This is a genomic window from Pareuzebyella sediminis, assembly GCF_008367235.1.
Classification (GTDB): domain Bacteria; phylum Bacteroidota; class Bacteroidia; order Flavobacteriales; family Flavobacteriaceae; genus Pareuzebyella; species Pareuzebyella sediminis.
Map to the genome: position 1 here is coordinate 730,982 of NZ_VTZS01000001.1, position 14,805 is coordinate 745,786.

The window sequence follows — 14,805 nt, forward strand, 5'->3', positions numbered from 1 at the left end:
TCTTGATATGTTTGAAACTTTTACACATCAAGAATCTCACGTGCTTTGCTAGTGATTCGGTGTAGGGTGTCATCGGTAATGTATCGTTTCTGATCGACCTGTTGTGGTTGATCACTTGCGCAGAAATAACTATGAATGCTTCTTCGATCTTTAGAAGTGGTATTCGTCGTCCCGCCGTGCCATACGTGAGAGTTGAAAATAAAGACGGTTCCGGCTGGTGCCTTGATTAAAATCTCATCAGGATGTGCAAGAGTAGGGTTATCCATTTCTTCTTCAGGAAGTTTATTTGACATATGCGTGCCAGGAACAATACGGGTAGCGCCATTATAATCTGTAAAATCGTCGAGCAACCAAATGGAGTTACATACTTTAAATCGCTCACCTGCAACCGAGTTTTTATAATCTACATGTAATTTTTGCAGGCCTTTTCCGGGTTTTGCTGCTCTATAGTTTAAGGAAGATAGCTTGTACTCTTTACCTAAAACCGCCTCAATGCCGGCAAGCACACGCTGATGGGTATAGAAAATATCGAAAACGGCGCCTTTATTGACCAAATCTGCCAGACGGTCGGCCCCATACTCCTTTGGGTGGCGAATATATTTAGAATCCGCTAGCTCAGAACCGGCCGACTCCCCTTCTATTTTAAGGAGCTCTGTTATCCGATCGTTAATTTCTTCAACTTGGGTCTTAGTCAAAAGTTGACCCAAACAAAGATAGCCCTCTTTGTACAGTTTAGTGATTTCATCTTTTGTAAGCATATCCGGAATTCAAACAAACCAAATTAATAATAAAGCTTTTAAAACCAAATAGAAAATTTATTTTGAATAGCGTAAAATAGTTTGAAAAGGGACCGAACCTTGTAATTCAGGTTTAGAGGAAACGCCTCTTACATTGAAAAGGTCAGACCAAAACTCACATTTGAAGACCTATCACTGTTTCTTGTTGGTGAAAAACTGCTATAAAAATAATTGTAAAGGGCCGAAAAGCTTAAAACTTTGTTTATTGGTAGTTCTGCCTTTAATTGTGCCAAAATGCGATGATTGCCTATATCACGATATAGGGGTTGAAAATAAACGGTGCCTGTGACATCCAATCTGGGGGTTTGAAAAGAATGATTAACGGACAAATAACTACTATTTCTGTGATTATACAGCTTTTCTTGGGTATCACCAATATGTTCTATTTCATACATGTACGAATTACCAAAGTAGGCTTTGGTAGTTTCCCGAGAAATAAACTTAAATCGTAGTCCGGAACCTACGAGATTTCTACGTGTAATAGCCAACAACAGATTATTCTGATTTTGTAGAAATGCTTCAAAACGTAAAAGATCAGAAATTTTATGGTTGTATCGTAAATGAAAGAACCATGAATTCTGAAAATCTTCATCATTGGTACGAATCAAATCGTAATTTCCAATGAAAAAAAATATCTTCTTTAAATCTCTTGATTTTAATTGGGTCGTGAGGTTCGATCCGATTTGAAAAATATAGTTTCCATTATTATCGGTATAGCTAGTCAGTAGATCACCCTTTAAAGCAAAACGGGTAGAATCTGTTTGCATGCGCTTCGATTCTATATTAACAAGCTGTGCATATGTGAAAAAAGGCACTAATAAAAAAAGTAATAGGGTTTTTTGATGAAATCTCATAATAAATTATTTGCGACCGCAAATTTATTGTTTCGAGATGAAAAATAAAGATTTAAGTATGATTAAGCCTCTTAAGTAAGATATTCTAAAAATGCTAGTTCATTTCTGGTGTTGAGGCTTCGATCCAACCTAAGGCGTAAAGTATGACAAAGAAGGCACATGGACATACCTCATTGGCGTGATTCTTGTATAATTCTTAAAAGGACTCTCAAAATCTTAAATTATGAAACTAGAACGTCTTATACTACTGACTTTTGTAAGCCTTCTCTGGAGTTGCGGGGCCACTCAAAAAGGTAAAATCACAATGGCTCAAAAAAATAAATTAGATAGTCTGGTTGCGCAGAAATCATATGTATTCAATGCCAATCAAGCGCTACCGTTAATGACCAATAGCATGAACAGTTTGGCCAATGCGGGTTTTTTTCCGCCAGGAAGCCTTCCCAATCAAGTGAACCTAACTGGCAATGGTAACTATGTTAAGGTATTAGGTGACAGTTTGTCCGCCGATCTCCCTTACTTCGGAGAGCGTCAAATGGGCGGGGGCTATAATACAGAGGGTTCCGGTATCACTTTTAAAGGAAATGCGGAGCGCTATGAGGCAAAATTTGATAAGAAGAACCAACGGTACGACGTACAGTTCAGAATACGCAACAAAATGGAAATGTTCAATGTAAGGCTTATGCTATTTCCCAATATGACGGGCTCCATGTCGATAAGCAGTAATCAACGTTTTGCCATTCGTTATAATGGTAAAATATCGGAGGTAGAACGTGAATAAAGAAATACAAAGGATATTAAAAACCTTGGGGGATACCCCTTTTTATAATGTTTTGATCGGAAAAAGAGTGATGAATTGGTCTAGTAGGTTTTCTTCTCCTCTCGGACGATTATCTGATTAAAGACCAGTCATAATACCTTACGCAACAAGAAAAAGACCATTTTAACGCCTTTATACAAGAATACATCTAACTAAAAGTTGGAATAACCTAGGAGTAAGGTATTACGACCGGTATAAGTGGCAATGAAGGTAATATTACATGAATACTTCGTAACCCACAAAATGAAAAAATATCGGAGAACGATTCGATTTTTTTTTAAATTTAAAAATGCGAACCATAAAAATAGTCTCCATTGCCGTTCTTTCCATAGTCGCTCTTTATTTTGTACTCAACACACTGCTAGAATATCGCTTGACTAGTTTCTTGGATGACCAGAAAGTAACGGGAATCGAACTTTCTTACGATGATATTGAGCTTCATATGGTTAGCGGTTCGGCCCTAGTTAAGAATACAACAGCCGTTCTCAACGATAGCCTAGGGGCTAATATTTCGGGCAAAGTGACCCTTGACACTTTAAAAATTAGAAATATTGGCTATCTAAGGTTGTTGTTTCTTGGTAATCTAAACCTTGATGCTATTGAACTTCATAGTCTTTCAGGTACATTGCACCAAAATGGCATACCGATTCCGATGGAAGAAAAGGATTCTGTTGATGTTCAAAAGTCAGGAGTTGGAACCGAACTTAACTTGTCCATTAAGCTCAGTCATTTGGTTTTAAAAAATACCAATATTCAGCTATTCGATGGAACTAGCGATTCGCTGCTCTTGTCGTTTAAGAACTTTAACCTTGATGTAAAAGACATTTTAGTAGACCGCAATACCATTTCTAATTCACTGCCCTTTATTTGTAAGGACTATTCTATTGAGACAGATTCCATTTTCATTAAGGCGAGTGCCTATGAAAACCTGACCGTATCGAAAATCAGGGGCAACCATGTTAAAACCACATTGCAAGGTTTTCAGTATAGTAATAAATACTCGACACATAGGTATAGTAATATTTTGACTCAGGAAAGAGACTTTTATGACATAGAAATAGACTCCTTAGTCTTGGAAAATACTTCTTTGGAAAGCATACAAGATAATCGCTTAAAACTAGGTCTCCAAAATGTAATTTTTAGAAATCCTAAAATTAAGATCTACAGGGACAAACTAGTTGCCGACGAATATTCCATAAAGCCTATGTATAGCCAAACCCTTAGGGAGTCCGGTATTGATATGGCCATTGACCAGCTTGAAATAAAAGATGCTGAGTTAGTATATATCGAAAGAACGGAACACGACAATACTGGTGGTGCTATTGAATTGAATCATATGAACGTGACTATTATAAATTTAGGTAATACTTACAAGGAGGATACCGAAATCGCCATCAACGCCTTATTCATGGGCTCTGCACCTTTATCGGCCCAATGGAATTTTAATGTGGCGGATACTTCGGATAGGTTCGAGTTTAATGGTGAACTTGATCAATTCAATGTTCGGGAAATCAATCGTTTTACAGAGCCCACGTTGAATGTTGATGTCAGTGGGGTAATTCACAAGCTATTTTTTAATATAGCTGGGGATAACTTCAAAGCGAACACCCATCTAAAGGTTGACTACGAAAACTTGCGTTTTGGAATCATTAATAAGAAGAGGCACCGGCAGAGAAAGTTCCTCTCGACGGTCGCCAATGTGGTGGCCCATAATAAATCGAGAAAGAAGAACACCATTTACAAGACGGTAGAAATAGAAGTTGAACGCGATCGTCAAAAGTCGTTCTTCAATTTTGTATCCAAAAACATTGAAAAAGGTATGGCCAAGGCCATTTTGTAGACAGAAAAATACAGTCTTTAAGCTGAGAGGAGCACTGGAGTAACACAGCCTATTATTTTGGCAAAGCCCTATAAAATTAATCAATAGGCATATTTATGTAAAATCCGGCCAATATTCGACCAGCTTTTTCCTTAGAAACCCAACACTTCGTTCCAATTGGTCCATACCATCAACCCCATCTTCGATACTAATCCATCCGTCAAAACCAACTCTTTTTAACTCCTTGAAAATGGCATCATAATCATTCAGTCCTTTACCAATTTCACCATGGCTTAATCGCTTGGCATAACCTACCGATCCGCCTTCTTCATTGCGAAGATCTTCAATAGTACCCTTGATGAGATAGCGATCGCTGGCATGCATGGTTACTACCCGATGTGACACCCGAGATAGTAGTTCCAGCGGATCTTCGCCTGCTAGAAAGGTATTACTGGGATCGTAATTCACTCCGAAATTAGGATGATCGATTTGATCGACCAAAGCGCAAAAGACATCCATCTGTTGGGCAAACTCGGGGTATTCCCAAAAATCGTCTTTATAATGGTTTTCCAAGATGAGCGTAATACCGAGGTCTTGGGCAAAAGGTAGACAAGCTTTAATGCATGTAGCGGCAAGTTCAACACCTTCGTCCATGCTAAGTTCGGGTCTACGTTGCCCAGAAAGTACCCTACAAAACGAACCTCCTAGTTCATGGGCCATTTCAATCCAATGTTTTTGCTTTTCAATCTCTCTTTGACGGAATACCGGATCGGGATGCGTGAAATCTGGAGAGCAGCAAAGCATAGGAATCGTTTTTCCATGTTTTTCTACCTGTTCCCTGAATTTTGACCAATGGGTACGGTCTTCCATCTCAAGAAACCCTGAGTACCATTCCAGTCCATCGACCTTTAATTCAACCGCAAGATCGATCCACTCAGAAACTTTCATAGTCCCATCTTTGCACAAGGCGTGCATGAAAGCTTTTGGAAAAACGGCTAATTTTGGCATGATCTTATTTTTGATTAATTATTTTTATGGGAGTCGGTCCATACTTTTGGTGGGTTTCTGCCGATCATCGGAAATTGTTCAAGTTCCAGTACTTGACCGCTTACAGGTCCGCTTTGGTCTGAAAGTAGATACACGGCAGCAGTGGCGATTTCTTCTGGGGCGAACAAACGTTGTGCCGGAGCAAAGATATCGGGCAATTCGGTAAACCAATCGTCTTTCATACCTTGATTTCTCTTGTTTTCTATCTCATTTTCGGTCAATACCCATCCTGGATTGATTTGGTTGACACGAACGCCATTGTTGCGAAATAAGGTATCTCCAAGGTTTCTGCTCATTGTCATGAGCGCCCCCTTTGACATACTATAAGCCAATAAATCCGGTTCGCCACACCACGCATTGATAGAACCGATATTCAAGACGCAACCGTGATTTTTTTCAAGATAGGGTAGTGCAGCCTGTATAAGGGCGAAAGGAGCTATGGTATTTACCTCGAGCATTTTTTGTAAAAAATCGACGGATGTCGTTTGAAGGTTCGAAGATGAAATCAATGCCGCATTATTTACTAAACCGTCCAGTTTACCGAAGGTCGATAGTGTTTGTTCAATAATATCCGCAGCAGCATCCTTTTCGGTGATATCCTTGGTGAAATGCACCGCATTTTCAGTACCCAATTCGTCCACTAGCTTTCCGCCTAATGCATCTCGAAGCCCATTAATGGCCACCTTGGCACCTTCTTTAACGCAGGTTTGGGCAATAGCCTTACCTATTCCTGTATAGCCTCCGGTAATAAGAACAACTTTATCTTTTAACCTCATTGGTTCAATTAGGTTTTAAAATACTTTTTACGACCTTGCCAGAATGCATTTGCTCAAAGGCAGTATGCCAGTCCTCAAGTTTCCATACGCCCCCAATAATTGGTTTGACATCTAAGGTGCCTGCGGCCAAAAGATGAAGCACTTTCTCCCAAATGGGCCAATTATGGCTGAAACTCCCCTGTAATCTAACATTTTTCTGAACCAAGGGGTCCAAAGAAAAATTCAAGGGTTTTGGTCCCCATCCTACCTTTGTAATCTGTCCATTCGGACGTACGTATTTCAACGCCATTTGCAAGGTTGCACTTACCCCCGCCGCATCAATGACACAGTCGACCCCAAGCCCATCATATTCCTGACTCCAAGCCGTGGCATCTCCTACAATCGGGGTACAACCGTAGCTATTTCCGATGTTCAACCTCTCTTGGTCCGTTTCCAAACCTACAATGGCCACTTCGGCACCGCATAATTTTGCCATTGCCGCACAAAGAATCCCTATAGTACCAGGCCCTATGACGATTACTCGATCGCCAGGCTTAATGCTCGAATTGATAACTGTAGCATTATAGGCCACGGAACAGGGTTCGGTAAGGCATGCCTGTTCAAAAGGAAGCCCATCGGGAACCTGGTGCAGACAACGTGCCGGAACACGGACAAATCGGGTCATAGCTCCATTAACGCCATAACCAAACCCTTTTCTGGTAGGATCAAGGTTGTAGAGCCCTTGTCGGGAAAGCGGATTATTGGCATCGATTACAGCGGCCGTTTCACTTACTACACGATCGCCTTCTTTCCAGTTTTTTACTTCACTGCCCAATTTCACAATATGCCCCCCAAATTCATGCCCCAATACAACGGGGTAATTGACGGGCCAACTGTGGTCTGCTGTCCATTGGTGGAGGTCACTACCACATACCCCAACGTTGGCAACTTCTAACAGCACATCGTTTTCACCTATTTCAGGTTCAAGAATTTCACGAATTTCTACGCTTCCTTTTTCAGGAGCAAAATTTACAACAGCACTAGATTTCATCGATTTAGATATTTACGCTTTGATAATGGGTCATTAAACATTGCCATATCCATGGATTTTCTCACAGATAAGACGCAGCGAGCTTTCAAGGTCGCCTTCGGCCGTTTTGAATGCATCTGCGTCAATGGTCAAAGGTGCTCCCAAAACCACAAGGGGGGCACCGTATTCCGGACACTGAATAGCTTGTTCCAGAGAAAGCCCACCTACGGCTTGTACCGGTACCTTAACCGCCTCGACCACTTCGCGTAACTGATCTAACGGACTAGGCATGGCTTTGCCTTGAGCGGCAATTCCACGGCGCTCGTCATAGCCGATATGATGAATAACATAATCACAGCCCAAGTCTTCGAGACGTTTTGCCCCTGCCACCATATCTGGACAACCCAAGTTATCGCCCATGACTTTTACACCGTGATCTTTACCTGCTTCGACGACCACTTTAATTGTTTCCTCATGGGCCCTGGCCATAACAACGACGTGGGTCGCCCCGGCCTTGGCCATCATCTCAGCCTCTAGATAACCACCATCCATCGTTTTAAGATCGGCTACTATCGGAATTCCAGGAAAGGCTTCGCGCAACTGTCGAACCCCATGTAAGCCTTCTGCTAAAATTAACGGGGTGCCGGCTTCAAGCCAATCTACTCCTGCTCTAAGTGCCATCGCCGCCGTCTCAAGTGCCTCCTCAATGTTCGTTAAGTCAAGGGAAATCTGAACAATTGGTTTCATATAGTAAGTATAAATTTTCTAATTAAAATAAAAATAACCTATTGATTTTACATGGTATCTTGTAAAGTTAAGGTCTCAAATTATAAGGACGCTATTCTACAAATAAAAATTTCAAATGCATGCAAGAATATTACCGAACCTTACAACTATTTTAGCGGACTGGTCATAGTATATTAGATGGTACTGGCTTCTTTGGTCCAACTATGTCTTTGACCTGAATATACTCAAGTTTTGGATTATTCAATGGCTGAAATATGACTTACACTATAAAAACCGTACATTTCAGAGCCAAGATTTTAGTTTCGTTTTAGCACCACTCTTGGCAAACTTAAAAGTCGGGAATAACAAAAACGGTATGACAGTGAATCTATTTAAAAATAACAATGTTCGAATCATACTTCTCTTAGTGTGGTTTATGAGTACAGGATGCAAAGACGGAAAATCGGGATCCAAAGAAAAAAAATCCCAACCTACAGAGATTCTTGCAAAAAATAAGTGGGTCCCTATTTTTAACGGTAAGGATCTTACCGGGTGGACATGGAAAATCAAAGGATATCCCTTGGGTGAAAACTTCGGAAACACTTTTCGGGTACAGAATGGATTGTTGAGCATTAGATATGACGGCTATGGACCTGATTTGAAAGGTCGATTCGGCACTTTGTATTACAATAAAAGGTTAAGCAATTATCGGTTAAAAGTAGAGTATCGTTTTGTAGGGGAGACCGCCCCGGGTGCTCCCGAATGGGGCTACCGAGATAGTGGTATACAATTTCATGGTCAACCCCCGGAGACCCAAAAACTGGATCAACCATTTCCTATCTGTTTGGAATATAATTTTCATGGGGGTAACGGTACCGATGAGAGACCTTTAGGTGCTCTATGTGCTTATGGCATGTTCGTCGAAGTCAATGGCAAAAAAAATCAGACGACTTGCGTTCCTGCCGCCGTAGCAAGAACTTTTCATGGAGACCAATGGGTCACTGCTGAAATTGATATAAAAAATGGGCAAATCACCCATTACGTAAATGGTGAAGAAATCCTTCGATATGCCAATCCCACCTATGACTCCCAAAATGAAATAGCGAAAATGTTTATCCTTAAAGGAGATAGTACCGTAAGCGGAGGTTATGTTTCATTTCAATCGAACAGTCACCCTATTGATTTCCGGAAAATAGAACTACTGGAATACTGAACCTCTTATTTTACCCCTATTATTGGTTAAAGCGGTTCATTTTTCAATCATTGATTTACGCTCAGTACCATCCGAGATTAGATTTAAGTATCAAAAAAGTCCAAAATAAAAACACTCAATCCAATAGCAACCAATAAAATCAACCCAACAGTCAATAATAAAATCGATCGGTTTACAAACTTAAATTTTAGGGCTGCTATCTTAGATATAATATAAATTTGTTGCCCGAGTTGCAGAAATAGCTCTTCCTGATTCAAACTTACTTGGTAAAAAGTCTTGGAAAACTCTTTGATATCACCGAACTTGGTAATAACATCCCCGAAGAAAAAGACGTTTTTTTCGAATTTCCCCTCTATCCTAGGCATAAAGCAACGTATGCTAAAAAAAATAGAAGTTAGGGTCACAACCAGCCAAAACACGATGAGTATATTAATGAAGGTCTGGGTTTTTGCATGAACCAATATCAGTTGACTATTCTGATATATAAAATTGAACAATATGCCATAAAATGAAAGAATTAGCCCTGCCTTAATTTCAGAAGATCGTATTAAAGCGGTAACATGGGCCATACTGCCCCAATAATGGTCTACCAATTCTTCCTCGTGTCCACGGGATACCGAACGCCCATCATGGATTTCATTCTTGTGCTGCGCTTCGTCCTGTGAAATCTGGTCCATCAACGTTCGTTTAAAGTGTTTTATAAGGGGAAATTCTATTTTGGGAATCGTAAGTTAGTAATTTCTCCAATTTCCTTTTAGTAGCCCCTAATATATCTAAAATAACAGAAGAGGCCTTTAGCGAACAAAGGCATTGCAAAGAAATTTTTCAAAAATGAACTAGAAACTTACCAGTTAAATGTTATTCCTACATTATTAGGGGATAATACAACACCTTTTGAAAGAGGTTTAGGCAATCTAAATTTCATTTTAGATAAGCTGATACTCTTCGTCGATTATTTGATTTTATTTAGCTAATTTTAAATCGATGTCACTAGTATCCCCCTAAAATATCTGGTTGCCATCCCTTTACTATCTCCCTTTATATCGACAGATTTATCAACGTAGACACTAATACTAATATCAAACCAATGAAAACCAAGAACCAATCCGTCGTTAACTTTTTACTCCTAATCTTATTTTTCACTGGTCTATCTTATGGGCAAGAGACCTATACAGTTACCTTAAACGTAGATTTAAATGTTTTAAACCGGGGTAATCCGTCAAAGGCTTGTACCTTCAGTTCAGATGCCGAAGTCATCGACAATACCTCACCGGAGAGCTTCACTATTTTAGTAGCCGAAAATGATGAGATAATATGGGAAGCATTCGCCTCCGATGGGCAAGAACTTGATGTGGAAACTATTGAGTTTATCACTGGAAGCGGAGTTGGGCCTTTTGGCAGTAAAAAACTTGAGGGTGAAAAGAATAGAGGGCGAAAAAAGAAGGTTAAAGGAAAGGTAAAGCGTAATATGCGAGGACAAGAATTCAAATACAATCTTTCCTTTGGTGTGAACTCGGATATTTATGTCATTGACCCTAAAATTAAGATAGGCCGATAGAAGGAATAAGAATGTTACCATACTTGAAATTCCAATTTAGAAATATACTACCAGAAGCGTTTCTACCCCTATATCTTGTCGTAGTTCTGGTCATTTTCGGAGGTACGGTAGCACCGCTAAGTGCACAGAATAGACACCTTACGGATAGTCTCGAATTTATCTATACTACCCAAAGCTATCCGAAAGGGGAAGAACTACAAATCTTACAAGAACTTGCTTTTAACCATCCTAATCCAGACCGGTCGTTACACTATAGTCAGAAATTGTTGAATCTGGCAAGGGCTCGTGATTCTGTCGGCTACATTATTGCCGCCCTGCAACAACAAGGCAACGCACTTCGATTAAAAGGCGATATTATCAAGGCATTGCAAAGTTATTTTCAAGGGGTTGATATTGCCATTAGAAAAAAAAGAAATCGAGACCTCGGTTTGCTCTACAGTACTATTGCCGATGTGTATTCGGTAATGGAAAACCGTAAGAATACCGTACTTTATTACAAAAAGGCAATCGCTATTCTGAAAGATGAGAACGATTCGCTTAACTATGCGTCCACTTTGGCGAACCTAGGAGACGAATACAACCTCAATTTTTCCAAACCCGACTCGGCATTGCTCCTTTTTGAACAATCCGGTGCTATTTTCAAAGCCTTGAACAACCCGAGCGGTTTGGCTTATAACTTAGGGAATGTAGGTTTGGCTTATGCGCAGAAAGGCAATTTTGTTCAGGCCGAGAATAACATAAGTAAGGCCATCGAGAAATTGAGCGAACTCGGTGATTTCTATCCGATTTGCGTTTATCTTACTTATATGTCCGATATCTATGCCAATAAGAAAGATTACACATCGGCCTTCCATTATGCCGAAAGAAGTCTCGCCTTGGCAGAACAGTATGGGCTGAAAGACCAGATTGGCGACGCAAACCTCAAGTTATCGGAACTTTATGATATAATGGATAATCCGGCCGAATCCCTTGCACATTATAAAGAATATGTCAGCTATAAAGACAGCGTCAGGAATATCGCCTCTGTGCAGCAGATGGCCAATTTACGCACCGATTTTGAAATTGCCCAAAAACAGGTCGAGGTCGATCTACTGAACCAAGAGAAAAAAACGCAACAAGTTATTGCCATCGCTATGACCGTTGGCTTAGCGATGATTGCATTACTGGCCTTCGGTCTCTATCGGCGCTATCGTTTTATACGGAGCACGAAAATGATAATAGAAAAGGAAAAGGAACGTTCCGAAAAGCTTTTGTTGAACATTCTACCCGAAGAAACCGCAGTTGAACTCAAGGCCAACGGAAAGGTAAAGGCCAAAAGGTTCGAATCCGTGACTATCTTATTTACCGATTTCAAGGGATTTACGGCCTTCGCTGAAAATCTTTCTCCCGAACAGCTCGTTGAAAGTGTTGACTATTATTTTTCTAAGTTCGATGAAATTATGGAAAAGCATGGGCTTGAAAAAATCAAGACCGTAGGAGATGCCTATATGTGCGCAGGAGGCTTACCCTTTATATCGAATGATCATGCCGTTAAAATGGTTCGTGCCGCTTTTGAAATCGTAGACTTTGTCGAACATTCAAAAAGAATAAATTCGCAAGAGCTGACTAACTTTGATATTAGGGTAGGAATCAATTCCGGCCCCGTAGTCGCCGGGGTAGTGGGCACCAAAAAATTCGCCTATGACATTTGGGGCGATAGTGTTAATGTAGCTTCCCGAATGGAGTCTTCCTCCGAGCCGGGACGCATAAATATATCCGCCGATACCTATGAGCTGGTCAAACATGAGTTTAAGTGTACCCATCGGGGCGAAATATATGTGCGCAACAAAGGAATGATGAAAATGTATTTCGTTGAACACCCTGATACCTATGAGGTTTCCAAACGAAATTCCGATAAAAAAGTGGGATAGTACCTTTCCGTAAGATGTAAATATCTCTAATCACTCCAACGATTTGATTCGATAATATGAAGAGAAACCTATTTGCTTCAAAAAAAACTTTGGTAAATTACCAATAAAAATGTAGGAAGAGCATGGTTCAGAAGATATTGACCCCGATTTCAGGGCGGAAAACATTAACGAGCAAATCGGTTATTCCGTTTGTCCATCACTACGGTCGAAGACTATTCATTGGTGTCATTATGGTCTTTTCGACGCTGTCATGTTGGAGCCAGACGGCAGAAACGGACTCGCCCTATTCCTATAGAAAGGGAGATCCGAATGGCACTGGTAAGTGGTATATGGGTCGTGAGATTGCCCATGTTATGGGATATCAGGGCATAGGGTGGTTAGAGCGTCCGGAGCGTGAGCAGGAGGAACGCACTGCCGTACTTCTTGAAAATATGTCCATCAGGCCCGAGGACACCGTTGCCGATATTGGGGCTGGATCGGGTTATCACGTACTAAAAATGGCACCTCTGGCATCAAAAGGCCTTATTTATGCCGTTGACATACAAGAGGAAATGTTGAAAGCACTAGATGCTAAAAATGAAAAAGAGGGTTTTGAAAATATAGCTTTGGTACAAGGTGGGGAAAAAAGCATCAACCTTCCCGAAAACTCAGTCGATAAAGTGCTCATGGTTGATGTGTATCATGAGTTTATGTACCCTATTGCCATGCTGGGCTCGATTAAAAAGGCATTGAAACCCAACGGGAAGCTTTTTCTTGTAGAGTACCGCGGCGAGGACACCTCTGTTCCTATTAAAAAATTGCATAAAATGACTGAAGCCCAAGCGGTCAAGGAGATGCAGGCAGGGGGTATGCGGCTCGAACGTAATATCGAAAACCTGCCCTGGCAACATTGTATGGTTTTTGTCAAGCAATAAGTATTTAGGCTGAAAACGAACTTCTCGTAGTACATCTACACAAGACGCGGCAAGGTAGTGCCTAATTCGCGCTATATTACCACTGAGGTTGACGCAATCATCATTATTACTGGTAAAACGTCTTAATTCTTCATAGCTTCGTGAGGATCGGCAAATGTCGTTTTGGTCGAACTGACTGATGAAAATGAAAAGCATATAATACCATAAAAAGATATAAATGAAAGAACAATCCCTTTTACAATCCTACCATTCCAAAGCGTTAGATCTAAAAAATAGAGTCGTTATGGCACCGATGACTCGGAGTAGGGCTGCCAACGAAGAAAAAAAACCAACCGCGGAGCTACAGGGTCGTTACTACGCTCAACGGGCATCGGCTGGATTGATTATCACCGAAGGTTCCCAGGTATCCGAGGAAGCCGTTGGATATGTCAATACCCCAGGAATACATACCCAGGCTCAGATTGAAGGATGGAAAACGGTCACCAAAAAAGTACATGAAGAAAAGGGTAAAATATTCATACAGCTTTGGCATGTAGGTCGCATGTCGCATCCGGATTTTCATGACGGGGAACTTCCCTTGGCCCCGTCTGCCATAAATCCAGAGGCAGAATCGTACACACCGGACGGTTTTAAAGATACCGTTACTCCCAAGGCTATGACCACTGCCGATATCAAAAGAACAATCGACGACTTTAAGAAAGCAGCAAAAAATGCCATGGAGGCAGGATTTGATGGGGTGGAAATCCATTCTTCGAACGGTTATTTATTCCATCAGTTTTTTAATAGAACATCTAATGTCAGAACGGACGAATACGGAGGTTCTATCGAAAATCGCACCCGCTTTTTCTTTGAAGTTCTGGACGCGATCAAAACGGTCGTTCCCTCCCATAAAATAGGGGCACGGTTCAATCCTTCGCTCAATGGGGTTTTCGGAACGACCATGGACGAAGAAACGATTCCGACCTTTGAATATATCATCGAAAAGCTGAATGCTCATGATTTGGCTTATATTCACTTATCAGAACCGTTTACCGATGTATCGGACTTGCCTTTTGCCGTGACGGAAATTGCTAAGCATTTTCGACCGATATATAAAGGTACTCTTATGATTAACGGAGGTTTTGATCAACAATCGGGCAATGCCATTATCGAAGCTGGTAATGCCGATTTGGTATCCTTCGCAAAGCTATATATATCAAATCCGGATTTGGTAGAGCGCTTTGCAGCACACGTTGAAGTAGCCGATTGGGACAAGGATACATTTTATACGCCAGGACCAGAAGGCTATACTGACTACCCAAAAGCCACAACGACTCAAAATTCGTAGTATTTTTTCTTTAATACTCCACATAACATAATTAGAAA

14 protein-coding genes are annotated in these 14,805 nt (G+C 40.8%); 7 read left to right on the forward strand and 7 right to left on the reverse strand.

The genetic code is table 11. The annotated features are described in order from the left end of the window. Positions 1-20: 20 nt before the first annotated feature. Positions 21-758 carry a phytanoyl-CoA dioxygenase family protein gene (locus F2B13_RS02910; protein WP_149303100.1) on the reverse strand — a complete coding sequence of 246 codons (738 nt, stop codon included), beginning with the start codon at positions 756-758 and terminating at the stop codon, positions 21-23. Positions 759-886: 128 nt separating this feature from the next. After that, positions 887-1,564, reverse strand: a complete 678-nt coding sequence (locus F2B13_RS02915; protein WP_198439798.1) for a DUF481 domain-containing protein — start codon at positions 1,562-1,564, stop codon at positions 887-889. Between the two features lie 310 nt (positions 1,565-1,874). On the opposite strand from F2B13_RS02915, the gene F2B13_RS02920 reads away from it, so the two are divergent. Continuing rightward, positions 1,875-2,429, forward strand: coding sequence for a DUF4251 domain-containing protein (locus F2B13_RS02920; RefSeq protein WP_149303102.1), 555 nt, complete (start codon positions 1,875-1,877; stop codon positions 2,427-2,429). Between the two features lie 328 nt (positions 2,430-2,757). Then, positions 2,758-4,308 carry a hypothetical protein gene (locus F2B13_RS02925; RefSeq protein ID WP_149303103.1) on the forward strand — a complete coding sequence of 517 codons (1,551 nt, stop codon included), beginning with the start codon at positions 2,758-2,760 and terminating at the stop codon, positions 4,306-4,308. A gap of 93 nt (positions 4,309-4,401) precedes the next feature. Here the strand turns inward: F2B13_RS02925 and F2B13_RS02930 are convergent, their stop codons facing one another. The 4 genes from F2B13_RS02930 to F2B13_RS02945 are packed head-to-tail and all read right to left on the reverse strand — an operon-like array spanning position 4,402 to position 7,866. Next, positions 4,402-5,295: a sugar phosphate isomerase/epimerase family protein gene (locus tag F2B13_RS02930; protein WP_149303105.1), complete on the reverse strand. Its 894-nt coding sequence runs from the start codon at positions 5,293-5,295 to the stop codon at positions 4,402-4,404. A gap of 14 nt (positions 5,296-5,309) precedes the next feature. After that, on the reverse strand, positions 5,310-6,110 hold the full coding sequence (locus F2B13_RS02935; protein WP_149303107.1) for an SDR family NAD(P)-dependent oxidoreductase: 801 nt from the start codon (positions 6,108-6,110) through the stop codon (positions 5,310-5,312). 4 nt (positions 6,111-6,114) lie between these two features. After that, positions 6,115-7,140 carry a zinc-binding dehydrogenase gene (locus F2B13_RS02940; protein ID WP_149303109.1) on the reverse strand — a complete coding sequence of 342 codons (1,026 nt, stop codon included), beginning with the start codon at positions 7,138-7,140 and terminating at the stop codon, positions 6,115-6,117. Between the two features lie 33 nt (positions 7,141-7,173). Next, the gene (locus F2B13_RS02945) at positions 7,174-7,866 is read right to left on the reverse strand and encodes an orotidine 5'-phosphate decarboxylase / HUMPS family protein (protein WP_149303111.1); all 693 of its coding nucleotides are present in this window, start codon (positions 7,864-7,866) and stop codon (positions 7,174-7,176) included. A gap of 355 nt (positions 7,867-8,221) precedes the next feature. Between F2B13_RS02945 and F2B13_RS02950 the strand changes: the two genes are divergently transcribed. Next, a complete protein-coding gene (locus F2B13_RS02950; protein ID WP_232625183.1) occupies positions 8,222-9,058 on the forward strand; it encodes a 3-keto-disaccharide hydrolase in 837 nt (278 codons plus the stop codon). An 83-nt stretch (positions 9,059-9,141) separates the two neighbouring features. Here the strand turns inward: F2B13_RS02950 and F2B13_RS02955 are convergent, their stop codons facing one another. Further along, positions 9,142-9,735, reverse strand: a complete 594-nt coding sequence (locus F2B13_RS02955) for a Pycsar system effector family protein (RefSeq protein ID WP_232625184.1) — start codon at positions 9,733-9,735, stop codon at positions 9,142-9,144. A gap of 410 nt (positions 9,736-10,145) precedes the next feature. Here F2B13_RS02955 and F2B13_RS02960 point away from each other — a divergent pair, with 410 nt between their 5' ends. The 4 genes from F2B13_RS02960 (at position 10,146) to F2B13_RS02975 (ending at position 14,767) form a co-directional block, all read left to right on the forward strand. Continuing rightward, a complete protein-coding gene (locus F2B13_RS02960; protein ID WP_149303113.1) occupies positions 10,146-10,616 on the forward strand; it encodes a hypothetical protein in 471 nt (156 codons plus the stop codon). Positions 10,617-10,627: 11 nt separating this feature from the next. Then, positions 10,628-12,526 (forward strand): adenylate/guanylate cyclase domain-containing protein, encoded by a 1,899-nt coding sequence (locus F2B13_RS02965; protein WP_149303115.1) that lies wholly within the window; start codon positions 10,628-10,630, stop codon positions 12,524-12,526. 122 nt (positions 12,527-12,648) lie between these two features. Beyond that, on the forward strand, positions 12,649-13,440 hold the full coding sequence (locus F2B13_RS02970; protein ID WP_232625185.1) for a class I SAM-dependent methyltransferase: 792 nt from the start codon (positions 12,649-12,651) through the stop codon (positions 13,438-13,440). 217 nt (positions 13,441-13,657) lie between these two features. Beyond that, positions 13,658-14,767, forward strand: a complete 1,110-nt coding sequence (locus F2B13_RS02975; protein ID WP_149303117.1) for an alkene reductase — start codon at positions 13,658-13,660, stop codon at positions 14,765-14,767. Positions 14,768-14,805: the final 38 nt, after the last annotated feature.

Coding starts and splice junctions, on each gene's coding strand:
- F2B13_RS02910 (WP_149303100.1), bottom strand. CDS start 758: ATGCTTACAAAAGATGAAATCACTAAACTGTACAAAGAGGGCTATCTT.
- F2B13_RS02915 (WP_198439798.1), bottom strand. CDS start 1,564: ATGCAAACAGATTCTACCCGTTTTGCTTTAAAGGGTGATCTACTGACT.
- F2B13_RS02920 (WP_149303102.1), top strand. CDS start 1,875: ATGAAACTAGAACGTCTTATACTACTGACTTTTGTAAGCCTTCTCTGG.
- F2B13_RS02925 (WP_149303103.1), top strand. CDS start 2,758: ATGCGAACCATAAAAATAGTCTCCATTGCCGTTCTTTCCATAGTCGCT.
- F2B13_RS02930 (WP_149303105.1), bottom strand. CDS start 5,295: ATGCCAAAATTAGCCGTTTTTCCAAAAGCTTTCATGCACGCCTTGTGC.
- F2B13_RS02935 (WP_149303107.1), bottom strand. CDS start 6,110: ATGAGGTTAAAAGATAAAGTTGTTCTTATTACCGGAGGCTATACAGGA.
- F2B13_RS02940 (WP_149303109.1), bottom strand. CDS start 7,140: ATGAAATCTAGTGCTGTTGTAAATTTTGCTCCTGAAAAAGGAAGCGTA.
- F2B13_RS02945 (WP_149303111.1), bottom strand. CDS start 7,866: ATGAAACCAATTGTTCAGATTTCCCTTGACTTAACGAACATTGAGGAG.
- F2B13_RS02950 (WP_232625183.1), top strand. CDS start 8,222: ATGACAGTGAATCTATTTAAAAATAACAATGTTCGAATCATACTTCTC.
- F2B13_RS02955 (WP_232625184.1), bottom strand. CDS start 9,735: ATGGACCAGATTTCACAGGACGAAGCGCAGCACAAGAATGAAATCCAT.
- F2B13_RS02960 (WP_149303113.1), top strand. CDS start 10,146: ATGAAAACCAAGAACCAATCCGTCGTTAACTTTTTACTCCTAATCTTA.
- F2B13_RS02965 (WP_149303115.1), top strand. CDS start 10,628: ATGTTACCATACTTGAAATTCCAATTTAGAAATATACTACCAGAAGCG.
- F2B13_RS02970 (WP_232625185.1), top strand. CDS start 12,649: ATGGTTCAGAAGATATTGACCCCGATTTCAGGGCGGAAAACATTAACG.
- F2B13_RS02975 (WP_149303117.1), top strand. CDS start 13,658: ATGAAAGAACAATCCCTTTTACAATCCTACCATTCCAAAGCGTTAGAT.